We start from the raw sequence: 23,458 nt of genomic DNA on the forward strand, positions 1-23,458 counted from the left end.
TTGACTATGCTTTCACACAGTTCACAACGTTAAGAGCGTAAGTATGAAATCATTTGATTTGCACCGTATGGCGCTGGATAAGGTGCCAATGGACTTTCTTGGCGAGGTTGCGCTGCGTAGCCTCTATACCTTTATATTGGTTTTTCTTTTTTTAAAACTCACTGGGCGTCGCGGCGTGCGGCAGATGTCACTTTTTGAAGTGTTGATCATCCTTACGCTCGGTTCCGCGGCTGGAGATGTGGCGTTTTATGACGATGTCCCGATGCTTCCGGTGCTGGTGGTATTTATCACTCTGGCGTTGCTTTATCGACTCGTTATGTGGCTGATGTCGCATAGCGAAAAGCTGGAAGACTTACTGGAAGGTAAGCCAGTGGTCATCATTGAGGATGGTGAGCTGGCGTGGTCGAAACTGCATCGCGCCAATATGACGGAATTTGAGTTCTTTATGGAGTTGCGTCTTAACGGCGTTGAACAGCTCGGCCAGGTTCGGCTGGCGATCCTTGAAACGAACGGACAGATCAGCGTCTATTTCTTCGAAGATGAAAAGGTTAAACCCGGGCTCAGTATTCTTCCCAAACACTGTACGCAACGCTTTAAGGTTGTGCCCGACGAGGGGGACTATGCCTGTGTGCGCTGTAGTGAAGTGATTCAAATGCGCGCCGGAGATCATCAATTATGTCCGCGCTGTGCAAATCCAGAATGGTCGAAGGCCAGTCGGGCGAAACGGGTGACCTGACAGCAAAAATATCGGTTTTTAGCCGTCAATCCGATAGATTCTGTTGTGTGATCGATAGCTCATTTTTGCCCTGGCCAGTTTTACCCATTGCGGCGCGTGTCACTGAATGATAAAACCGATATCCACAGGAATAACTTGTACCCAATGTCTGTCATCGAATTATCGCAAACGACAGGATGTTGAGTGGATAACAACACAACGTGGTGAGGGGAAATGGCTCAGGTCTTCAATTTTAGTTCAGGTCCGGCAATGCTACCGGCGGAAGTACTTAAACTGGCTCAACAGGATCTTTGCGACTGGAATGGTCTTGGTACGTCGGTAATGGAAATTAGCCACCGCGGCAAAGAGTTTATCCAGGTCGCCGAGGAAGCGGAGCAGGATTTTCGCGATCTCCTTAGCATCCCCTCCAACTACAAAGTGTTGTTCTGTCATGGCGGTGGTCGTGGGCAATTCGCCGGTATCCCATTAAATATTCTGGGTGATAAAACGACCGCGGATTATGTCGATGCCGGTTACTGGGCCGCCAGCGCAATTAAAGAAGCGAAAAAGTACTGCACGCCAAATGTCATTGATGCCAAAGTCACGGTCGATGGCCTGCGTGCGGTTAAGCCGATGAGCGAGTGGCAGCTCTCCGATAACGCGGCATACCTGCACTATTGTCCTAACGAAACCATTGATGGCATTGCGATCGATGAAACCCCAAATTTTGCCAGCAATGTTGTGGTAACGGCCGATCTCTCTTCCACGATTCTTTCCGGCCCGTTGGATGTGAGTCGCTATGGCGTCATCTATGCGGGGGCGCAGAAAAATATCGGTCCTGCCGGGCTGACGATTGTCATCGTGCGTGAAGATTTACTGGGTAAGGCGCACGTATCCTGCCCGTCGATCCTGGATTACACCGTGCTGAATGACAATGACTCCATGTTCAACACGCCGCCAACGTTTGCCTGGTATCTTTCCGGTCTGGTCTTCAAATGGCTGAAAGAGCAGGGCGGCGTTAATGCCATGGACAAAATTAACCAGCAAAAAGCTGAGTTATTGTACGGCGTGATTGATAACAGCGACTTCTATCGCAACGATGTGGCGAAGTCTAACCGCTCACGTATGAACGTCCCGTTCCAGTTGGCTGACAGCGCGCTCGATAAGCTTTTCCTCGAAGAGTCCTTTGCTGCGGGTCTGCATGCGCTGAAAGGGCACCGTGTGGTGGGGGGTATGCGTGCTTCTATCTATAACGCTATGCCACTTGAAGGTGTGAAAGCGCTGACCGAATTCATGATCGATTTCGAGCGCCGCCGCGGTTAATCTGCTTTTATTTTTCATCCCCACAGCCAGTCTGTGGGGTTTTTATGTCTGTTTTTGAGAGTTGAGTTTCATGGAATCCCTGACGTTACAACCCATTGCGCGGGTGGATGGCACCATCAATCTGCCTGGCTCCAAAAGTGTATCTAACCGCGCTTTGCTGCTGGCTGCATTAGCAAATGGCACGACTGTCCTGACTAATCTGTTGGACAGCGATGATGTCCGCCATATGCTTAATGCTCTGAATGCGTTAGGGATTAGCTATACCCTTTCTGCCGATCGTACCCGTTGCGAAATTATCGGCAATGGCGGTGCATTACATGCCAATGCTGCGATCGAACTGTTCCTTGGCAATGCCGGTACCGCAATGCGTCCTCTGGCCGCTGCGCTGTGTCTGGGAAACAATGACATCGTGCTGACGGGTGAGCCGCGCATGAAGGAGCGCCCAATCGGCCATTTGGTAGACGCACTTCGCCAGGGCGGCGCCAGGATTGAATACCTGGAGCAGGAAGGTTATCCACCACTACGTCTGCAGGGTGGTTTTACCGGTGGACAGGTTGAGGTAGATGGCAGCGTTTCCAGCCAGTTCCTGACGGCGTTGTTGATGACCGCACCGCTTGCGCCGCAGGATACGACCATCGCGATTAAAGGCGAACTGGTGTCAAAACCGTACATTGATATCACACTGAATTTGATGAAAACATTCGGTGTGGAGATTGATAACCAGAACTATCAGCACTTTGTCGTGAAAGGCGGGCAGCGGTACCAGTCTCCCGGTGCGTACCTGGTTGAAGGTGATGCGTCATCGGCCTCTTATTTCCTCGCTGCCGGGGCAATCAAAGGCGGCACAGTGAAAGTGACCGGCATTGGCCGCAACAGCATGCAGGGTGATATTCGCTTTGCGGACGTACTGGAAAAAATGGGCGCGACCGTGACCTGGGGTGATGATTTCATCGCCTGTACACGCGGTGAATTAAATGCCGTTGATATGGATATGAATCACATCCCGGATGCGGCAATGACAATTGCGACCGCGGCATTATTCGCGAAAGGCACGACAACCTTGCGTAATATTTATAACTGGCGCGTCAAAGAGACTGACCGCTTGTTTGCGATGGCGACAGAGTTACGCAAAGTAGGGGCTGAAGTGGAAGAGGGGCATGATTTTATCCGCATCACTCCTCCTGCATCGTTAACCTTTGCGGATATCGCAACGTATAACGATCACCGCATGGCGATGTGCTTCTCACTGGTGGCGCTGTCGGATACGCCAGTGACCATTCTTGACCCTAAATGTACTGCCAAAACGTTCCCGGATTATTTCGAACAACTGGCACGTATTAGCACACCTGCCTGATTTTATTGCCGCACTCTCGGGTGCGGCACATCCTTACTTACGCTTTCTGACATCCCCGATTGCCCATTTATTCTACACTCAGCTTCAATGATTCTGTATTTTTCACGCAAAGATAACGTTCGCTGACGTTGGCGCGTATAATGCGCGGCGTTTACGTTAACGGTATGCCTGTTTAAGGAGAAAAAGATGACGGCAATTGCCCCGGTTATTACCATTGATGGCCCAAGTGGTGCAGGTAAAGGCACCTTGTGCAAAGCAATGGCGGAAGCATTGCAGTGGCATCTGTTAGATTCTGGCGCGATTTATCGTGTACTGGCGCTCGCAGCGTTACATCACCACGTTGATGTGACATCTGAAGATGCTCTGGTACCGCTTGCGTCACATCTTGATGTGCGTTTTATCTCAACAGACGGCAATCTGGAAGTCATCCTGGAAGGTGAAGATGTCAGCGGTGAAATCCGCACCCAGGAGGTGGCGAATGCGGCATCTCAGGTGGCTGCGTTTCCTCGTGTGCGCGAAGCGCTTTTACGTCGTCAACGTGCCTTTCGCGAAGCACCTGGATTGATCGCTGACGGACGCGATATGGGTACAGTCGTATTCCCTGATGCGCCGGTAAAAATTTTTCTGGATGCTTCCTCGCAAGAACGTGCGCATAGACGTATGCTACAGTTGCAGGAGAAGGGCTTTAGTGTTAACTTTGAACGCCTTTTGGCCGAGATCGAAGAACGCGACGATCGCGATCGTAACCGTGCTGTCGCGCCGTTAGTTCCCGCTGCTGATGCTTTAGTTTTGGATTCTACCCGATTAAGCATTGAGCAAGTGATTGAAAAAGCGTTACAATACGCGCGCCAAAAACTGGCACTCGCTTAAGTGCGACCGAATTTGCAGTACCCCCGTTGCAATGGAATGACAGCGGGTATGTTAAACAACCCCATCCGGCATGGAGCCAGGTGGACGTTAAATATGAAACCTGAAGATTAAACATGACTGAATCTTTTGCTCAACTGTTTGAAGAATCCTTAAAAGAAATCGAAACCCGCCCGGGTTCCATCGTTCGTGGCGTTGTTGTTGCTATCGACAAAGACGTCGTTCTGGTTGATGCGGGCCTGAAATCTGAGTCTGCTATTCCGGCAGAACAGTTCAAAAACGCAGCCGGCGAACTGGAAATCCAGGTTGGTGACGAAGTAGACGTTGCTCTGGATGCAGTAGAAGATGGCTTCGGTGAAACCCTGCTGTCCCGTGAAAAAGCTAAACGTCACGAAGCTTGGATCACGCTGGAAAAAGCTTACGAAGAAGCTGCTACCGTTACTGGTGTTATCAACGGCAAAGTCAAGGGTGGCTTCACTGTTGAGCTGAATGGTATTCGCGCGTTCCTGCCGGGTTCCCTGGTAGACGTTCGTCCGGTCCGCGACACGCTGCACCTGGAAGGCAAAGAGCTTGAGTTCAAAGTAATCAAGCTGGATCAGAAGCGTAACAACGTTGTTGTTTCCCGTCGTGCCGTTATCGAATCCGAAAACAGCGCAGAACGCGATCAGCTGCTGGAAAACCTGCAGGAAGGCATGGAAGTTAAAGGTATCGTTAAGAACCTCACTGACTACGGTGCATTCGTTGATCTGGGTGGCGTTGACGGCCTGCTGCACATCACCGACATGGCATGGAAACGCGTTAAGCATCCGAGCGAAATCGTAAACGTTGGCGACGAAATCACTGTTAAAGTGCTGAAGTTCGACCGCGAGCGTACTCGTGTATCTCTGGGCCTGAAACAGCTGGGCGAAGATCCGTGGGTAGCTATCGCTAAGCGTTATCCAGAAGGTACCAAACTGACTGGTCGCGTGACCAACCTGACCGACTACGGCTGCTTCGTTGAAATCGAAGAAGGCGTTGAAGGCCTGGTTCACGTTTCCGAAATGGATTGGACCAACAAAAACATCCACCCGTCCAAAGTTGTTAACGTTGGCGATGTAGTGGAAGTTATGGTTCTGGATATCGACGAAGAACGTCGTCGTATCTCCCTGGGTCTGAAGCAGTGCAAAAACAACCCATGGCAGCAATTCGCGGAAACCCACAACAAGGGCGACCGTGTTGAAGGTAAAATCAAGTCTATCACTGACTTCGGTATCTTCATCGGCCTGGACGGCGGCATCGACGGCCTGGTTCACCTGTCTGACATCTCCTGGAACGTTGCAGGCGAAGAAGCAGTACGTGAATACAAAAAAGGCGACGAAATCGCAGCAGTTGTTCTGCAGGTTGACGCAGAACGTGAGCGTATCTCTCTGGGCGTTAAACAGCTCGCAGAAGATCCGTTCAACAACTGGGTTGCACTGAACAAGAAAGGCGCAATCGTAAACGGTAAAGTGACTGCAGTTGACGCTAAAGGCGCAACCGTAGAACTGGCTGACGGCGTTGAAGGTTACCTGCGCGCTTCTGAAGCTTCACGTGACCGCGTTGAAGATGCAACTCTGGTTCTGAGCGTAGGCGACGACGTTGAAGCTAAATTCACCGGCGTTGATCGTAAGAACCGTGCAATCAGCCTGTCTGTTCGTGCTAAAGACGAAGCTGATGAGAAAGATGCAATCGCAACTGTTAACAAACAGGAAGATGCAAACTTCTCTAACAACGCAATGGCTGAAGCTTTCAAAGCAGCTAAAGGCGAGTAATATCGAGTGCTCAAAATCCTTTGTGCTATAAACGGCTCAAAGGATGACGAGTAGCTTGACAGATTGCAGGATTCGTCCTGTAATCAATGACAAAGGGCGGCTAAGGCCGCCCTTAATCAATGCAGCAGCTAATTTTGCCTTTAAGGAACCGGAGGAATCATGACCAAGTCAGAATTGATTGAAAGACTTGCAACCCAGCAACCTCATATTCCCGCGAAAGCGGTTGAAGATGCAGTTAAAGAGATGCTGGAACATATGGCCTCGACTCTTGCGCAGGGCGAGCGTATAGAAATCCGCGGTTTCGGTAGTTTTTCTTTGCATTACCGCGCACCACGCACCGGACGTAATCCGAAGACTGGCGATAAAGTGGATCTGGAAGGAAAATACGTTCCGCACTTTAAACCAGGTAAAGAACTGCGCGATCGCGCCAATATTTACGGTTAAGTTTTAAGCGAAACTTAAACGCGAGAAAAGCACCTGAACGGGTGCTTTTTTCATTTTAAAACACTATCCCCAATTAACCCGGATTGTTTGCCAGAACATATTCTGGAAAGCGCCTCGCAACAAATCCCCTTGTTACATTCCATCCGCAAAAATGGCGGAATGCTTACCACATAACGGCTAATTGCCACCAGACAATCAATCGGTTGTACCGCACACTTCCTGCAACAGGGAGGTGCAATATGAAAGTTACAACCGTTGGCACGTGTGCCTTGTGCGGCATATTCCCGTTGATATTGTTGCCAGTGTTGCCGGATACGCGCTGCCTCAGCGGCCTATTTTTCCTGGCCTGTATACTCAGCCTTATGCCTCGCAAATATGTGCAATGCGCCGGATTAACGCTGCTATTTTTCCTCTGGGGAGTTCTGGCCGCGAAAGAGGCTATTTGGGCCAGCAATACACTCCCGGCTAAAACGCAGCAGGCCATCATCAAGATCACCGGCACAGATAATAAGACGACGCACTACGGGCAAATTACGCACCTCCAGGGGCGGCGGATATTTCCTGCCCTGGGGATCGTGCTCTATGGGCAGTACTTACCCAGTGACGTCTGCGCGGGGCAGCGATGGGGGATGAAACTCAAAGTTCGGGCCGTACATGGGCAATTGAACGAAGGGGGATTTGATAGCCAGCGGTATGCATTAGCACAGCACCAACCTCTGACGGGGCGTTTTCTGCAAGCCACGCTCATCTCCCCACAATGTAGCCTGCGCGCGCGTTATCTCAGCTCGCTTAATACTGCTCTGACTGCATATCCCTGGCGACAGGTCATATTGGGGCTGGGAATGGGGGAGCGGTTATCCGTTTCACCAGAGGTGAAAAATATCATGCGTGATACCGGAACGGTGCACCTGATGGCCATTTCCGGACTACATATTGCCTTTGCTGCATTCCTGGTTGCGGGATTACTACGCGGCGGGCAATTCTTTATGCCGACAAGATGGATCCATTGGCAAATTCCGCTGATAGGTGGCATAGCCAGTGCGGCATTTTATGCCTGGCTAACAGGGCTACAACCGCCTGCATTACGCACAGTGGTAGCGCTGATGGTATGGGGAGCGCTCAGATTAAGCGGCAGGCAGTGGAGTGGTTGGCAGGTATGGACGTGCTGTCTGGCCGCCATTGTGGTGGTTGATCCTGTCGCTGTTCTTTCGCAGAGCCTGTGGCTATCTGCTTTTGCCGTTGCCGCGCTGATTTTCTGGTATCAGTGGGTTCCTGTGCCCGATTGGCCGCTATCGCGTGTCGTCCGCGTGCTCCTGGCGTTGGCTCATCTTCAACTGGGTATCACAATATTACTTTTACCTGTACAAATCGCCTTTTTTCACGGTATCAGCCTGACCTCGTTTCTGGCGAATCTGTTTGCGGTTCCGTTGGTCACGTTTGTTTCTGTCCCGTTGATACTCGCCGCAATGATTGTACATTTAACAGGGTTTGCAGTGATGGAGTCAGGGCTCTGGTATTTGGCTGACCGCTCGCTGGCGCTGCTCTTTTGGGCGCTCAACAGTCTGCCAGAGGGATGGCTCAACATTGATGAGCGCTGGCAGTGGCTTTCATTCTCACCCTGGTTAATGCTTATTGCATGGCGGCTAAATGTCTGGCGTACCCTGCCCATTGTTTGTTTCGCCGGGCTATTTTTGCTGAGCTGGCCGCTCTGGCGTACGCCGAGACCCGGAGCATGGCAAGTTCACATGCTTGATGTCGGGCAGGGACTGGCGATGGTGATTGCCCGTAATGGGAAAGCGATACTTTATGATGCCGGGTTGGCCTGGCCGGAAGGCGATAGTGCACAGCAGTTGATCATTCCCTGGCTACGTTGGCACAACCTCGAGCCAGAAGGCATTATTCTGAGCCATGAACATATGGATCACCGGGGTGGATTACGCTCATTACAGCGAACCTGGCCGTCACTGTGGGTAAGAAGTCCGCTGGAGTGGCAGGGGCACCTTCCTTGTTTTCGCGGGGATAGCTGGCAATGGCAAGGCCTGACGTTTAGCGCACACTGGCCCGTCCGAGGCAATAAAGAGCAGGGGAATAATCAATCCTGTGTGGTGAAAATTGAGGATGGAAACCACCGTTTTCTGCTGACCGGCGATATTGAATCTTTAGCCGAACAAAAAATGCTAAGCCACTACTGGCAGCATTTGCGGTCCGATTTTATTCAGGTCCCTCACCATGGCAGTAATACTTCATCATCACTGACGTTGATTCAGCGGGTAGGGGGACAAGCAGCGTTAGCCTCGGCATCACGCTACAATGCCTGGCGTCTGCCATCATGGAAGGTAAAGCAGCGGTATCAACAACAGCATTATCAGTGGCTGGATACGCCACATCAGGGGCAAGTTACGCTGGATTTTTATCAAAAAAATTGGCGGATACGCAGTCTACGGGATCAGATTTTACCTCGTTGGTATCATCAGTGGTTTGGCGTGTCGGAGGATAACGGGTAGAATATGCGGCTATTCCAACAAATGCTGGTTTTTTGAATGCATAACGATAAAGATCTCTCTACGTGGCAGACATTTCGCCGACTATGGCCAACCATAGCGCCTTTTAAATCGGGTCTAATCGTGGCGGGTATAGCGTTAGTCCTTAACGCGGCCAGCGATACCTTCATGTTATCGCTCCTTAAGCCATTACTGGATGATGGTTTTGGTAAAACTGATCGCTCGGTGTTGCTGTGGATGCCACTGGTGGTCATTGGACTGATGATAGTTCGTGGCTTAACCAGCTATGTCTCCAGCTACTGCATCTCATGGGTGTCAGGCAAAGTGGTCATGACCATGCGTCGCCGCCTGTTCGGCCATATGATGGGCATGCCAGTCGCCTTTTTTGATAAGCAGTCTACCGGGACGTTACTGTCACGTATTACCTATGATTCAGAGCAGGTGGCGTCTTCGTCTTCCGGCGCGCTGATCACCGTCGTGCGTGAAGGGGCCTCCATTATTGGCCTGTTTATCATGATGTTTTATTACAGTTGGCAGCTGTCGTTGATCCTGATAGTGCTGGCGCCGATTGTGTCAATTGCGATTCGAGTGGTTTCCAAACGCTTTCGTAGCATCAGTAAAAACATGCAAAACACGATGGGGCAGGTTACGACCAGTGCTGAGCAGATGCTGAAAGGCCACAAAGAAGTGTTGATTTTTGGTGGTCAGGAAGTGGAAACCAAGCGCTTCGATAAAGTCAGCAACAAGATGCGCTTGCAGGGCATGAAGATGGTTTCGGCTTCATCCATCTCCGATCCGATTATTCAGTTGATTGCTTCTTTGGCGTTGGCCTTTGTGCTCTATGCGGCGAGCTTCCCGAGCGTGATGGAAAACCTGACTGCCGGGACCATTACGGTTGTTTTCTCTTCAATGATCGCGCTGATGCGTCCGCTGAAGTCTCTGACCAACGTCAACGCCCAGTTTCAGCGCGGTATGGCGGCGTGTCAGACACTGTTCACGATTCTGGATAGCGAACAAGAAAAAGACGAAGGTAAACGCGTTATCGAACGTGCTACCGGCGATCTGGAGTTCCGCAATGTGACCTTTACTTATCCAGGGCGTGAAGTGCCTGCGCTGCGTAACATCAACCTGAATATCCCGGCGGGCAAAACCGTTGCACTGGTCGGTCGTTCAGGGTCAGGTAAATCCACCATTGCGAGTCTGATTACGCGCTTCTACGACATTGATGAAGGGCAGATTCTGATGGATGGGCACGATCTGCGCGAATACACTCTCGCCTCCTTGCGTGATCAGGTGGCGCTGGTCTCGCAGAATGTGCACCTGTTTAACGATACGGTTGCCAACAACATTGCCTACGCCCGGACCGACATGTACAGCCGCGAACAGATCGAAGAAGCGGCGCGGATGGCCTATGCCATGGATTTCATCAACAAAATGGATGATGGTCTGGATACGGTGATTGGCGAGAATGGCGTTCTGCTTTCCGGCGGCCAGCGTCAGCGTATCGCTATCGCGCGCGCCTTGCTGCGTGACAGTCCGATCCTGATCCTGGATGAAGCAACCTCGGCTCTGGATACCGAATCCGAACGTGCGATTCAGTCTGCACTCGATGAGTTACAGAAAAACCGTACTTCGCTGGTCATCGCTCACCGTCTTTCCACTATCGAACAGGCAGATGAAATCGTGGTAGTCGAAGACGGTCTGATTGTTGAACGCGGTACCCATAGCGAGCTGATCGAACAGCGCGGGGTTTACGCGCAATTGCACAAAATGCAATTTGGCCAATGATCGCGCGTATCTGGTCCGGTGAGTCGCCGCTGTGGCGATTATTACTTCCGCTCTCCTGGCTCTATGGCCTGGTGAGTGGGGGCATCCGTCTATGCTACAAGCTGGGGCTTAAACGAGCATGGCGTGCGCCGGTGCCAGTGGTGGTGGTCGGGAACCTGACGGCGGGCGGTAATGGTAAAACGCCCGTGGTGATTTGGCTGGTGGAACAACTGTTGCAACGAGGCATTCGCGTTGGCGTTGTGTCTCGTGGCTATGGTGGGAAAGCGCAAGCTTATCCGCTGTTGCTGACGTCAGACACCACCACAGCTGAAGCCGGTGATGAACCTGTCCTGATCTTCCAGCGAACCGGTGTGCCGGTTGCGGTCTCTCCGGTACGAGCAGATGCGGTAAAAGCCATACTTGCCCGGCATGATGTGCAGATGATTGTCACCGATGATGGGCTACAACATTACCCATTGGCGCGTGATGTTGAAATCGTGGTGATTGACGGCGAACGTCGGTTTGGCAATGGCTGGTGGCTTCCGGCGGGTCCAATGCGTGAGCGCGCCGGACGGCTTAAATCGGTGGATGCGATGATCGTCAATGGCGGTACCCCACAGCCGGGGGAAATCCCCATGCGCCTTGAACCAGGGCTGGCTGTGAATTTACGCACTGGTGAACGGCGGAATGTGGCGCAATTGCTCAATATTGTCGCCATGGCGGGTATTGGGCATCCTCCCCGTTTTTTTGCCACACTTGAAGCCTGCGGAGCGCATCTGCAAAAACGTGTCGCTCTGGCGGACCATCAGTCTCTGACCTACAGTGACGTCAGTGCATTGTCAGGCGAAGGACAAACGTTAGTGATGACGGAGAAAGACGCGGTGAAATGCCGTGGATTCGCCGATGATAACTGGTGGTATTTACCCGTTGATGCGCATTTGTCGGGTGAACAACCGGGTCAATTACTGGATAAGTTAACTTCGCTGACTCGCTAACGGAATCTGGCCGCGGCAGCGAATCATTTATGAGGCCATAAATGTCGTTGCCGCACCTTTCTCTGACGGATGCCCGTCATCTCCATCTTGCAGCCCAGGGCCTGCTGAAAAAAACACGTCGCCGGGCAACCCCTGCTGATATTCTCGCGACCATTTCGCGCATGTCTTTGCTCCAAATCGATACCATCAACATTGTGGCACGCAGCCCTTATCTGGTGCTGTTCAGCCGTTTGGGCAACTATTCACCGCAGTGGCTTGATGACTCACTTCTGCGCGGAGAGTTGATGGAATACTGGGCGCATGAGGCCTGCTTTCTTCCGCGCAGCGACTTTATGTTGATACGCCATCGTATGCTGTCTCCTGAGAAGATGGGCTGGAAGTACAAAGCGGCGTGGATGAAAGAGCATGCGCACGAGATTGAGCAACTACTACAGCATATCCAGCAGAATGGTCCTGTACGTTCGGCAGATTTTGAGCACCCGCGCAAGGGAACCAGCGGCTGGTGGGAGTGGAAGCCGCATAAGCGCCATCTTGAAGGGCTTTTCACAGCCGGAAAGGTGATGGTCGTCGAGCGGCGCAATTTCCAGCGCGTGTATGATTTAACCCATCGCGTCATGCCACAGTGGGATGATGAGCGTGGCCGGCTTTCGCAGGCAGAAGCGGAAGTCGTCATGCTGGATAACAGCGCACGCAGTCTCGGTATCTTTCGCGAACAGTGGCTGGCTGACTATTACCGTTTAAAGCGTCCTGCGCTAAACGCCTGGCGCGAAGCGCGCTCAGAACAGCGACGCATTATTCCGGTAGAGGTTGAAGGCCTGGGGACTCTGTGGCTGCATAGCGATCTGCAACCACTTCTTGAACAGGCACTGGCGGGGAAGTTAACGGCGACCCATACTACGGTTTTGTCACCTTTTGATCCGGTAGTCTGGGATCGGAAACGGGCGGAACAGTTGTTTGATTTTAGCTACCGACTGGAGTGTTACACACCCGCGCCGAAACGCCAGTATGGATATTTTGTTTTGCCCTTACTGCATCGCGGACAGTTGGTTGGACGAATGGATGCCAAAATGCACCGTAAAACAGGCGTCCTGGACGTCATCTCTCTTTGGTTGCAGGAGGGAGTCAAACCTGGCATGACTCTGCAAAAAGGGTTATTCCAGGCAATTAATGATTTTGCCCGCTGGCAACAGGCGACGCGTGTCACGTTGGGGAATTGTCCTGGTGGTTTATTTGCCGACTCTCGTCAGGGCTGGGAAATAGACCCAGACCGGTAAGCGATTATGTTAATATTTACGGATTCACAATCCGGTCCATCTGGAGGAACTATGGATCATCGTCTGCTTGAAATCATTGCCTGCCCGGTATGCAATGGCAAACTCTGGTACAACCAGGAAAAACAAGAACTGATTTGTAAACTGGATAACCTTGCTTTCCCACTGCGAGATGGCATTCCCGTTCTTCTGGAAACAGAAGCCCGCGTTCTGACTGCTGATGAGAGCAAATCATGAGTTTCGTGGTTATCATTCCCGCGCGCTATGCGTCAACGCGTCTGCCGGGTAAGCCGCTGTTGGATATCAACGGCAAACCGATGATCGTGCATGTGCTGGAGCGCGCGCGTGAATCGGGGGCGGAACGTATTATCGTTGCGACCGATCATGAAGATGTCGCGCGTGCTGTTGAAGCTGTGGGAGGCGAGGTGTGCATGACCCGCGCCGATCATCAGTCTGGTACAGAACGACTGGCTGAAGTCGTCGAAAAATGTGGTTTTAGCGACGATACCGTCATTGTCAACGTTCAGGGTGATGAGCCGATGATCCCGGCGGTCATTATCCGTCAGGTGGCAGAGAATCTGGCGCAACGCCAGGTCGGTATGGCGACGCTTGCCGCGCCAATTCACAGTACGGAAGAAGCATTTAATCCAAACGCGGTGAAAGTCGTGCTGGATGCCGAAGGGTATGCACTCTATTTTTCCCGGGCGACAATTCCCTGGGATCGCGACCGTTTTGCTAAAAGCCTGGAAACCGTGGGTGACACTTTCCTGCGTCATCTGGGGATTTACGGCTACCGTGCCGGTTTTATTCGCCGCTATGTGAACTGGCAACCCAGCCCGCTTGAGCAGATTGAAATGCTGGAGCAGCTGCGAGTGCTGTGGTACGGCGAAAAAATTCATGTTGCCGTCGCCAAAGAAGTCCCGGGAACGGGGGTTGATACGGCCGAAGATCTTGAGCGCGTTCGCGCTGAGATGCGTTAGTTTTTCTCACGATACTCCCCCCATAATGACGCGTATTTTTGGGAGGGGTGTCGTATCGTTACGCTTTTCCTCCACTTTTCTTTTCATCAATTGATCTCATCCGGGTGACATCTGTCTGCACGACGCTCATTATGAAAGCAGTAGCATTGATGAGGGCAATCCGAAATGGAACAGTTGCGTGCCGAACTCAGTCATTTACTGGGCGAAAAACTCAGCCGTATTGAATGTGTCAACGAAAAAGTGGATACGGCGCTGTGGTCACTGTACGACAGCCAGGGAAATCCGATGCCGCTCATGGCGAGAAGCTTCACCACGCCGGGTATGGCGCAGCAACTGGCATGGAAAACCACCATGCTGGCGCGCAGTGGTACGGTGCGCATGCCGGTCATTTATGGGGTATTAACCCATGAGGAGCACCCAGGCCCGGATGTCCTGCTGCTTGAGCGTTTACGCGGCGTCCCCGTGGAAGCACCTGCCCGAACGCCGGAGCGCTGGGATCATCTAAAAGATCAAATCGTAGAAGGTTTACTGTCATGGCACCGCCAGGATAGCCGGGGCTGTGTTGGCGCGGTGGATAACACACAAGAAAATCTCTGGCCATCCTGGTATCGTCAACGAGTTGAGGTGCTGTGGAGCACGTTAAATCAGTTTAACAACACCGGATTAACGATGCAGGACAAGCGGATTCTGTTTCGTACCCGTGAGTGTTTACCCGCTTTGTTTGAAGGGTTTAACGATAACTGTGTACTGATCCACGGTAATTTCAGTTTACGCAGTATGCTGAAAGATGCCCGTAGCGATCAGCTTCTGGCAATGGTGGGACCGGGCTTGATGCTCTGGGCGCCAAGAGAGTATGAGTTGTTCCGCTTGATGGATAATGCCCTGGCGGAAAGCCTGCTCTGGCAATACCTGCAACGCGCGCCAGTGGCGGAGTCATTCATCTGGCGGCGCTGGTTGTATGTGTTATGGGATGAAGTTGCGCAGCTGGTCAATACCGGGCGTTTCAATCGTTCCAATTTTGATCTTGCAACAAAATCATTGCTGCCGTGGCTCGCCTGACGATCCTTTCAACCACTGCCAGATCCTGCCCAGTGTTTCGTAGCCTGCGCGATCGCTATGCATCAACCAGACGGGAGAGGGAATAGCGCGCTCCCACGGGTTCAGCGGTGAATCTATCGCCAGTTGATTGGCTGGCGCAGGCAATGGATGCAGTCCGGCTTGCTGAAAGAAAATCATCGCACGCGGTAAATGCGATGCTGAGGTTACCAGCAGGAAAGGCGCATCGCCGATAGTCTGCTTAACCGCTGCCGCCTCTGCTTCGGTATCTTTTGGCTTATCCAGAACGATGATTTCACTGCGTGGAACCCCCAGCGATTGCGCCACGCGTGCGCCAGCTTCAGCGGTACTGACATTATTGGTTTTTGCTGCCGCGCCAGTAAAGATCAGCTTCGATCCCGGATTTGCTCGCCACAGGCGAATCCCTTCATTAAGGCGTGGAAGGCTATTACTGATAAGATTCGAACTTGGCGCCCATTGTGGGTTCCAGGTATAGCCTCCGCCCAGGACCACAACATAGTTCACTTTCTGTGTATCCTGCCAGGTTGGATAGCTGTCCTCAATCGGTTTCAGCAGGCTGTCGGCGACAGGCTGCAGGCTGAGCAGTAAAAGTGCGAGCCAGCTCAGGCTGATACAGACTTTCCCTGTTTTCTGAAAGCGACTCAACCAGACCAGCGCCAGCCCGATGCCCATCACGAGTAGCATCAACGGAAGCGGCAGCATCATACCGCCAATCACTTTCTTCAGCGTAAAAAGCATCCTTTTTGGTTCCTTTTTTAACCATACAGCCAGGGATCTGCAGGGATATTACACCAGGAAGGTTCATTCTCGGCGTGGGTGTGACAAAATAGCGGTTTTACTTAATCACCCTAAAGTAGTCAGCATGTGGAGAGCCCGATGCGGGATCGCAATTTTGATGACATTGCAGAGAAGTTTTCCCGTAACATTTACGGTACCACTAAAGGTCAACTGCGACAGGCTATTCTTTGGCAGGATCTGGATCAATTACTGACGACGTTCGGTGAAAAGAAACTGCACATTCTGGACGCTGGCGGCGGCGAAGGGCAGACGGCCATTAAAATGGCAGAATGTGGGCACTTCGTGACATTATGCGATCTCTCCGGCGAAATGATCGCCCGTGCACAACAGGCGGCAGAGGCAAAAGGTGTGAGCGGAAACATGCATTTCGTACAATGCGCCGCTCAGGATGTTGCTTCGCATTTGGAAAGCCCGGTTGATCTGATATTGTTTCACGCTGTGCTGGAATGGGTGGCAGAACCGGTCAGCATGCTGCAGACGTTGTGGTCGGTATTGCGTCCCGGCGGCGCGTTGTCGTTAATGTTCTACAATGCTAACGGCCTGTTGATGCATAACATGGTTGCAGGGAACTTTGACTATGTTCAGGTTGGGATGCCAAAACGTAAAAAACGTACGCTTTCGCCAGACTACCCGCGTGATCCTCAGCAGGTTTACCAGTGGCTGGAGGAGATCGGTTGGCAGATAACCGGTAAGACCGGCGTACGTGTGTTTCATGATTATCTGCGAGAAAAGCATAAACAGCGTGACGATTATGAGATGTTACTTGAGTTAGAAACGCGCTATTGCCGCCAGGAGCCGTATATCAGCCTTGGCCGTTATATTCATGTCACCGCGCGCAAACCGCAGATGCAAGGATAACTTATGAGTGAATTTTCCCAGACAGTCCCCGAACTGGTTGCCTGGGCCAGAAAAAATGACTTCTCCATCTCTCTGCCGGTAGACCGACTTTCGTTCCTGTTGGCTGTGGCCACGCTGAACGGTGAACGCCTTGACGGTGAGATGAGCGAAGGTGAACTGGTGGATGCGTTCCGCCATGTGAGTGATGCGTTTGAGCAAACCAGCGAAACCATCGGCGTGCGCGCCAACAACGCGATCAACGATATGGTGCGTCAACGTCTGCTGAACCGCTTTACCAGCGAGCAGGCGGAAGGAAATGCCATTTATCGTTTAACGCCGCTCGGGATTGGCATCACCGATTACTATATTCGCCAGCGTGAGTTTTCCACGCTGCGTCTGTCAATGCAGCTGTCAATCGTCGCCGGTGAACTGAAGCGTGCGGCGGATGCGGCAGATGAAGGCGGCGATGAATTCCACTGGCACCGCAATGTTTACGCTCCGCTGAAATATTCGGTGGCGGAAATTTTTGACAGCATCGATCTGACGCAGCGCATTATGGATGAGCAGCAGCAGCAGGTGAAAGACGACATTGCGCAGTTACTGAATAAAGACTGGCGGGCGGCGATTTCCAGCTGTGAACTCCTGCTGTCAGAAACCTCCGGTACGCTGCGTGAGCTACAGGATACGCTGGAAGCGGCGGGTGATAAGCTACAGGCTAACCTGTTGCGTATCCAGGATGCCACGATGACGCATGACGATCTGCATTTCGTTGACCGTCTGGTGTTTGATTTACAAAGCAAACTTGACCGAATTATTAGCTGGGGTCAGCAATCCATCGATTTGTGGATCGGCTACGATCGACACGTCCATAAATTTATCCGTACCGCGATCGATATGGATAAAAACCGCGTCTTTGCCCAGCGCTTGCGTCAATCTGTTCAGACCTATTTTGACGATCCGTGGGCATTAACCTATGCCAACGCCGACCGTTTGCTGGACATGCGTGACGAAGAGATGGTGCTGCGCGACGAAGAGGTCACCGGGGAGCTTCCACCGGACCTGGAATATGAAGAGTTTAACGAGATCCGTGAACAGCTGGCGGCGATCATCGAAGAGCAACTGGCTATCTATAAATCCAGGCAAACGCCGCTGGATCTCGGTTTGGTCGTACGCGAATATCTGTCGCAGTACCCACGTGCGCGCCACTTCGATGTCGCGCGCATTGTAATTGATCAGGCGGTACGTCTTGGCGTAGCGCAAGCAGATTTCACCGGACTGCCAGCCAAATGGCAGCCGATTAATGATTACGGAGCCAAGGTACAGGCGCATGTCATTGACAAATATTGAAAAAGTGATGCCGGTTAAGCTGGCGCAGGCGCTGGCGAATCCGTTATTTCCGGCGCTGGATAGCGCATTGCGTTCGGGTCGGCACATCGGTCTGGATGAGCTCGATAATCATGCCTTCCTGATGGATTTTCAGGAATACTTTGAAGAGTTTTACAGCCGCTATAACGTCGAGCTGATCCGCGCCCCGGAGGGTTTTTTCTACCTTCGTCCGCGTTCAACGACGCTCATTCCGCGTTCCGTCTTGTCTGAACTGGACATGATGGTGGGTAAAATTCTTTGCTACCTCTATCTCAGCCCGGAACGTCTGGCAAATGAGGGGATTTTTACCCAGCAGGAACTGTATGACGAGCTGCTGACGCTGGCTGATGAAGCTAAATTGCTCAAGCTGGTGAACAACCGTTCGACGGGGTCAGATGTTGACCGCCAGAAGCTGCAAGAAAAGGTGCGCTCTTCACTGAACCGTCTGCGCCGTTTAGGCATGGTGTGGTTTATGGGCCATGACAGCAGCAAATTCCGCATCACAGAGTCTGTCTTCCGCTTTGGCGCGGATGTTCGCAGCGGCGACGATCCGCGCGAAGCGCAGCGTCGATTAATTCGCGATGGTGAAGCGATGTCTGTCGAGAACCACCTGCAACTCAACGATGAGCCAGAAGAGAATCAGCCGGACAGTGGAGAGGAAGAATAATGATTGAACGCGGTAAATTTCGCTCACTTACGCTGATTAACTGGAATGGTTTTTTTGCTCGTACGTTTGACCTTGATGAACTGGTGACGACGCTCTCCGGGGGGAACGGTGCGGGTAAATCCACCACCATGGCGGCATTTGTTACGGCGCTTATCCCGGATTTAACCTTGCTGCACTTCCGTAACACCACGGAAGCCGGTGCGACCAGCGGTTCGCGCGATAAAGGTCTGCACGGTAAGTTGAAAGCGGGCGTGTGTTATTCCATGCTCGACGTGCTCAACTCGCGTCATCAGCGCGTCGTTGTCGGCGTACGTTTGCAACAGATTGCCGGGCGCGATCGTAAAGTGGATATCAAACCGTTTGCCATTCAGGGGTTGCCGATGTCGGTGCAGCCTACCGAACTGGTCACGGAAACGCTGAATGAACGTCAGGCCCGCGTCCTGTCTCTTCCTGAGTTGAAAGAGAAGCTTGATGCGATGGAAGGCGTGCAGTTTAAGCAGTTCAACTCGATAACTGATTACCACTCGCTGATGTTTGATTTGGGCATCATTGCCCGTCGTCTGCGCTCTGCGTCAGACCGTAGTAAATTCTATCGCCTGATTGAAGCGTCGTTGTACGGTGGTATTTCCAGCGCCATTACCCGTTCGCTGCGTGATTACCTGTTGCCGGAAAACGGCGGGGTGCGTAAAGCGTTCCAGGATATGGAAGCCGCGCTGCGCGAAAACCGCATGACGCTGGAAGCCATACGCGTGACGCAGTCTGACCGCGATCTGTTTAAGCACCTGATCAGCGAAGCGACCAACTATGTGGCCGCAGACTATATGCGCCATGCGAATGAGCGTCGTATCCATCTGGATAAAGCGTTGGAGTATCGTCGTGAATTGTACACCTCGCGTAAACAGCTGGCGGCGGAACAGTACAAGCATGTCGATATGGCGCGTGAGCTGGGCGAGCATTCTGGCGCGGAAGGCGATCTCGAAGCGGATTATCAGGCGGCCAGCGATCACCTGAATCTGGTGCAAACCGCACTGCGTCAGCAGGAAAAAATTGAACGCTATGAAGCGGATCTCGAAGAGTTGCAGATCCGCCTCGAAGAACAGAATGAAGTGGTGGCGGAAGCCGTTGACCGTCAGGATGAAAACGAAGCCCGGGCGGAAGCTGCCGAGCTGGAAGTGGATGAGCTGAAAAGCCAGCTTGCGGATTATCAGCAGGCACTGGATGTTCAGCAAACCCGCGCCATTCAGTATACGCAGGCGATTCAGGCCCTGAGTCGCGCCAAAGAGCTTTGTCATTTACCGGATCTCACGGCAGACAGCGCCGCAGAATGGCTGGAAACCTTCCAGGCTAAAGAGCAGGAAGCGACAGAAAAACTGCTGACGCTGGAACAAAAAATGAGCGTGGCGCAAACCGCGCACAGCCAGTTCGAGCAGGCTTATCAGCTGGTGGCGGCGATCAACGGCCCGCTGGCGCGAGGGGAAGCCTGGAACGTCGCGCGCGAATTGCTGCGCGAAGGTGTTGAGCAACGCCACCTGGCAGAGCAGGTTCAGCCGCTGCGTATGCGCCTGAGCGAGCTGGAACAGCGCCTGCGCGAACAGCAAGAAGCGGAACGTTTGTTGGCTGAGTTTTGTAAGCGTCAGGGCAAACATTTTGATATCGATGAGCTGGAAGCCCTGCATCAGGAGCTGGAAGCACGTATAGCCGCTTTGTCTGATAGCGTATCGTCTGCCAGCGAACAGCGCATGACGTTGCGTCAGGAGCAGGAACAGCTGCAATCCCGCATTCAGCACTTAATGCAGCGTGCGCCTGTCTGGCTGGCTGCGCAAAATAGCCTGACCCAGCTTAGCGAGCAGAGCGGCGAAGAATTTACCTCCAGTCAGGACGTGACGGAATACCTGCAGCAACTGTTGGAGCGTGAACGTGAAGCCATTGTTGAGCGTGATGAAGTTGGCGCGCGCAAAAATGCGGTTGATGAAGAAATTGAGCGTTTAAGTCAGCCGGGCGGGGCGGAAGATCAGCGCCTGAACGCACTGGCGGAACGTTTCGGCGGCGTATTGCTGTCTGAAATCTATGACGACGTTAGCCTTGAAGACGCGCCGTACTTCTCCGCGCTGTATGGTCCGTCGCGCCACGCCATCGTCGTACCGGATCTGTCGCTCGTGACTGAGCAACTCGCCGGTTTAACGGATTGCCCGGAAGATCTCTACTTCATCGAAGGGGATCCGCAGTCGTTTGATGACAGCGTCTTTAGCGTCGATGAACTGGAAAACGCGGTGGTGGTGAAAACCGCCGAGCGTCAGTGGCGTTACTCCCGGTTCCCGACGGTGCCTATTTTTGGTCGCGCCGCGCGGGAAAGCCGTATTGAAACCCTGCATGCTGAGCGTGAAGGGTTGTCCGAACGTTTCGCTACGCTCTCTTTTGACGTACAGAAAACTCAGCGTTTGCATCAGGCGTTTAGCCGCTTTATCGGCAGTCATCTGTCGGTGGCATTTGAAGCCGACCCGGAAGCGGAAATTCGTCAGCTCAATGCGCGCCGTATTGAGCTAGAGCGTGCGCTGACAAATCATGAAAATGATAACCAGCAAAGCCGTATGCAGTTTGAACAGGCGAAAGAAGGGGTTTCAGCCCTGAACCGCCTGCTGCCGCGATTGAACCTGCTGGCCGATGACACGCTGGCCGATCGCGTGGATGAGATCCGTGAGCGTCTGGATGAAGCTCAGGAAGCGGCGCGTTTTGTACAACAGCATGGCAACCAGTTGGCGAAACTGGAGCCAATGGTTTCGGTTCTGCAAAATGACCCTGAGCAGTTTGAACAGTTAAAAGAAGACTACGCGTATTCCCAGCAGGTGCAGCGCGATGCGCGTCAGCAGGCTTTTGCGCTGACCGAAGTCGTCCAGCGTCGGGCGCACTTTAGCTATTCCGACTCTGCCGAAATGCTCAGCGGCAATAGCGATCTGAACGAGAAACTCCGCGAACGTCTGGAACACGCGGAAGCGGAACGTACCCGTGCTCGTGAAGCGCTGCGCAGCCATGCTGCCCAGTTAAGTCAGTACAATCAGGTCATGGCGTCGCTGAAAAGCTCCTATGACACCAAGAAAGAGCTGCTTAACGATTTACAACGCGAACTGCAGGATATCGGCGTTCGTGCCGACAGCGGATCAGAAGAGCGTGCACGTATTCGTCGTGACGAGCTGCATGCGCAACTTAGCAACAACCGTGCGCGTCGTAACCAGTTGGAAAAAGCGCTGACCTTCTGCGAAGCAGAAATGGACAACCTGACCCGCAGACTGCGTAAGCTTGAACGCGATTATTGTGAGATGCGCGAACAGGTCGTCACCGCGAAAGCGGGGTGGTGCGCGGTGATGCGGATGGTGAAAGACAACGGTGTTGAACGTCGGTTACACCGTCGCGAGCTGGCTTATCTTTCTGGTGATGAGTTACGTTCAATGTCGGATAAGGCGTTGGGCGCACTGCGTCTGGCGGTAGCCGATAACGAGCACTTGCGTGATGTGTTGCGCATGTCTGAAGATCCAAAACGACCCGAGCGTAAAATTCAGTTCTTCGTGGCGGTTTACCAGCATCTGCGTGAGCGTATCCGCCAGGATATTATTCGCACTGACGATCCGGTTGAAGCCATCGAACAGATGGAGATTGAGCTGAGCCGTCTGACGGAAGAATTGACCTCCCGTGAGCAGAAGCTGGCGATCAGCTCTCGCAGCGTGGCAAACATCATCCGTAAGACGATCCAGCGCGAGCAAAACCGTATTCGTATGCTGAACCAGGGGCTGCAAAGCGTGTCATTCGGTCAGGTGAACAGCGTGCGTCTGAACGTGAATGTGCGTGAAACGCATGCCACCTTGCTGGACGTCCTTTCCGAGCAGCATGAGCAGCATCAGGATCTGTTTAACAGCAACCGTCTGACCTTCTCCGAAGCGCTGGCGAAGCTGTATCAGCGCCTGAACCCGCAGATCGACATGGGACAACGCACGCCGCAAACCATTGGCGAAGAGTTACTGGATTACCGAAACTATCTGGAAATGGAAGTCGAAGTTAACCGTGGCTCAGACGGTTGGTTACGTGCTGAATCCGGTGCGTTGTCTACAGGGGAAGCGATCGGTACCGGGATGGCCATTCTGGTTATGGTTGTTCAAAGCTGGGAAGATGAAGGCCGCCGGTTGCGTGGAAAAGACATTTCTCCATGCCGTTTGCTGTTCCTTGATGAAGCGGCACGACTTGATGCGCGCTCAATCGCGACCTTGTTTGAACTGTGTGAGCGTTTGCAGATGCAGTTAATTATCGCTGCACCGGAAAACATCAGTCCGGAGAAAGGCACCACCTATAAACTGGTGCGTAAAGTCTTCCAGAACACCGAACACGTTCACGTGGTAGGTTTGCGCGGCTTTGCGCCTCAGTTACCTGAGCCGTTGCCCGGAACCGAAGACGCCTCCTCGCAGGCAAGTTAAAGAACAAGGCGGCTAAAAGGCCGCCTTGTTCTTTTCTGAAAACGTAGAATGCCTGGCATAATTTCTTTAAACTTCTTTACATTAGGTCAGGCAAAAACGATTTGATGTTTATATACTGAAGGTAAGCCTGACGCGTAACCAGGCTTGCTCGTCATACTTCAGATTGTATTGGCGTTTTACAGGTTCGTCCCCGTGACAATAAACGGGAATGCAGACGGCCTGGCTATTCAAAGTATGATAAAGAAAA

17 protein-coding genes and 1 pseudogene are annotated in these 23,458 nt (G+C 52.5%); 17 read left to right on the forward strand and 1 reads right to left on the reverse strand.

Features of this window, described 5'->3' with window-relative positions:
• Positions 1 to 43: 43 nt before the first annotated feature.
• The 13 genes from N7268_RS13685 to N7268_RS13745 all read left to right on the forward strand — a co-directional run bounded on the left by N7268_RS13685 (position 44) and on the right by N7268_RS13745 (position 15,066).
• Complete coding sequence (locus N7268_RS13685; protein ID WP_260863303.1) at positions 44 to 736, forward strand: DUF421 domain-containing protein; 693 nt, start codon at positions 44 to 46, stop codon at positions 734 to 736.
• Between the two features lie 213 nt (positions 737 to 949).
• Positions 950 to 2,038 carry a 3-phosphoserine/phosphohydroxythreonine transaminase gene (gene serC, locus N7268_RS13690; protein WP_198904700.1) on the forward strand — a complete coding sequence of 363 codons (1,089 nt, stop codon included), beginning with the start codon at positions 950 to 952 and terminating at the stop codon, positions 2,036 to 2,038.
• A 70-nt stretch (positions 2,039 to 2,108) separates the two neighbouring features.
• Entirely contained in the window at positions 2,109 to 3,392 is a 1,284-nt protein-coding gene (aroA, locus tag N7268_RS13695; RefSeq protein ID WP_260863304.1) for a 3-phosphoshikimate 1-carboxyvinyltransferase, read from the forward strand.
• 186 nt (positions 3,393 to 3,578) lie between these two features.
• Entirely contained in the window at positions 3,579 to 4,262 is a 684-nt protein-coding gene (cmk, locus tag N7268_RS13700) for a (d)CMP kinase (protein ID WP_137382818.1), read from the forward strand.
• Between the two features lie 113 nt (positions 4,263 to 4,375).
• Entirely contained in the window at positions 4,376 to 6,049 is a 1,674-nt protein-coding gene (gene rpsA / locus N7268_RS13705) for a 30S ribosomal protein S1 (RefSeq protein ID WP_198904698.1), read from the forward strand.
• A gap of 159 nt (positions 6,050 to 6,208) precedes the next feature.
• Entirely contained in the window at positions 6,209 to 6,493 is a 285-nt protein-coding gene (gene ihfB, locus N7268_RS13710; protein ID WP_003035780.1) for an integration host factor subunit beta, read from the forward strand.
• Between the two features lie 239 nt (positions 6,494 to 6,732).
• On the forward strand, positions 6,733 to 8,997 hold the full coding sequence (locus tag N7268_RS13715; protein ID WP_260863305.1) for a ComEC family protein: 2,265 nt from the start codon (positions 6,733 to 6,735) through the stop codon (positions 8,995 to 8,997).
• Between the two features lie 36 nt (positions 8,998 to 9,033).
• Positions 9,034 to 10,782: a lipid A ABC transporter ATP-binding protein/permease MsbA gene (msbA, locus tag N7268_RS13720; RefSeq protein ID WP_260863306.1), complete on the forward strand. Its 1,749-nt coding sequence runs from the start codon at positions 9,034 to 9,036 to the stop codon at positions 10,780 to 10,782.
• Positions 10,779 to 11,756 (forward strand): tetraacyldisaccharide 4'-kinase, encoded by a 978-nt coding sequence (lpxK, locus tag N7268_RS13725; protein ID WP_260863307.1) that lies wholly within the window; start codon positions 10,779 to 10,781, stop codon positions 11,754 to 11,756. The genes msbA and lpxK overlap by 4 nt, the downstream gene beginning before the upstream one ends.
• Before the next feature lie 41 nt (positions 11,757 to 11,797).
• Positions 11,798 to 13,030: a crosslink repair DNA glycosylase YcaQ gene (gene ycaQ, locus N7268_RS13730; protein WP_260863308.1), complete on the forward strand. Its 1,233-nt coding sequence runs from the start codon at positions 11,798 to 11,800 to the stop codon at positions 13,028 to 13,030.
• Positions 13,031 to 13,081: 51 nt separating this feature from the next.
• Positions 13,082 to 13,264, forward strand: a complete 183-nt coding sequence (ycaR, locus tag N7268_RS13735) for a protein YcaR (protein ID WP_000350058.1) — start codon at positions 13,082 to 13,084, stop codon at positions 13,262 to 13,264.
• Complete coding sequence (gene kdsB / locus N7268_RS13740) at positions 13,261 to 14,007, forward strand: 3-deoxy-manno-octulosonate cytidylyltransferase (protein WP_260863309.1); 747 nt, start codon at positions 13,261 to 13,263, stop codon at positions 14,005 to 14,007. The genes ycaR and kdsB overlap by 4 nt, the downstream gene beginning before the upstream one ends.
• 165 nt (positions 14,008 to 14,172) lie before the next feature.
• On the forward strand, positions 14,173 to 15,066 hold the full coding sequence (locus tag N7268_RS13745) for a YcbJ family phosphotransferase (RefSeq protein ID WP_260863310.1): 894 nt from the start codon (positions 14,173 to 14,175) through the stop codon (positions 15,064 to 15,066).
• Here N7268_RS13745 and elyC read toward each other — a convergent pair.
• A complete protein-coding gene (gene elyC, locus N7268_RS13750) occupies positions 15,043 to 15,822 on the reverse strand; it encodes an envelope biogenesis factor ElyC (protein ID WP_260863311.1) in 780 nt (259 codons plus the stop codon). The genes N7268_RS13745 and elyC overlap by 24 nt on opposite strands.
• 138 nt (positions 15,823 to 15,960) lie before the next feature.
• Between elyC and cmoM the strand changes: the two are divergent.
• The 4 genes and pseudogenes from cmoM (at position 15,961) to mukB (ending at position 23,211) form a co-directional block, all read left to right on the forward strand.
• Positions 15,961 to 16,751: pseudogene (cmoM, locus tag N7268_RS13755) on the forward strand (tRNA uridine 5-oxyacetic acid(34) methyltransferase CmoM).
• Positions 16,744 to 18,066, forward strand: coding sequence for a chromosome partition protein MukF (gene mukF / locus N7268_RS13760; RefSeq protein WP_260863312.1), 1,323 nt, complete (start codon positions 16,744 to 16,746; stop codon positions 18,064 to 18,066). The pseudogene cmoM and the gene mukF overlap by 8 nt, the downstream one beginning before the upstream one ends.
• Positions 18,047 to 18,751 (forward strand): chromosome partition protein MukE, encoded by a 705-nt coding sequence (mukE, locus tag N7268_RS13765; protein WP_198904688.1) that lies wholly within the window; start codon positions 18,047 to 18,049, stop codon positions 18,749 to 18,751. The genes mukF and mukE overlap by 20 nt, the downstream gene beginning before the upstream one ends.
• Positions 18,751 to 23,211, forward strand: coding sequence for a chromosome partition protein MukB (gene mukB, locus N7268_RS13770; protein ID WP_260863313.1), 4,461 nt, complete (start codon positions 18,751 to 18,753; stop codon positions 23,209 to 23,211). Before mukE ends, mukB begins: the two co-directional genes overlap by 1 nt.
• Positions 23,212 to 23,458: the final 247 nt, after the last annotated feature.

The sequence above is a fragment of the Citrobacter sp. Marseille-Q6884 genome (assembly GCF_945906775.1).
Lineage (GTDB): Bacteria > Pseudomonadota > Gammaproteobacteria > Enterobacterales > Enterobacteriaceae > Citrobacter.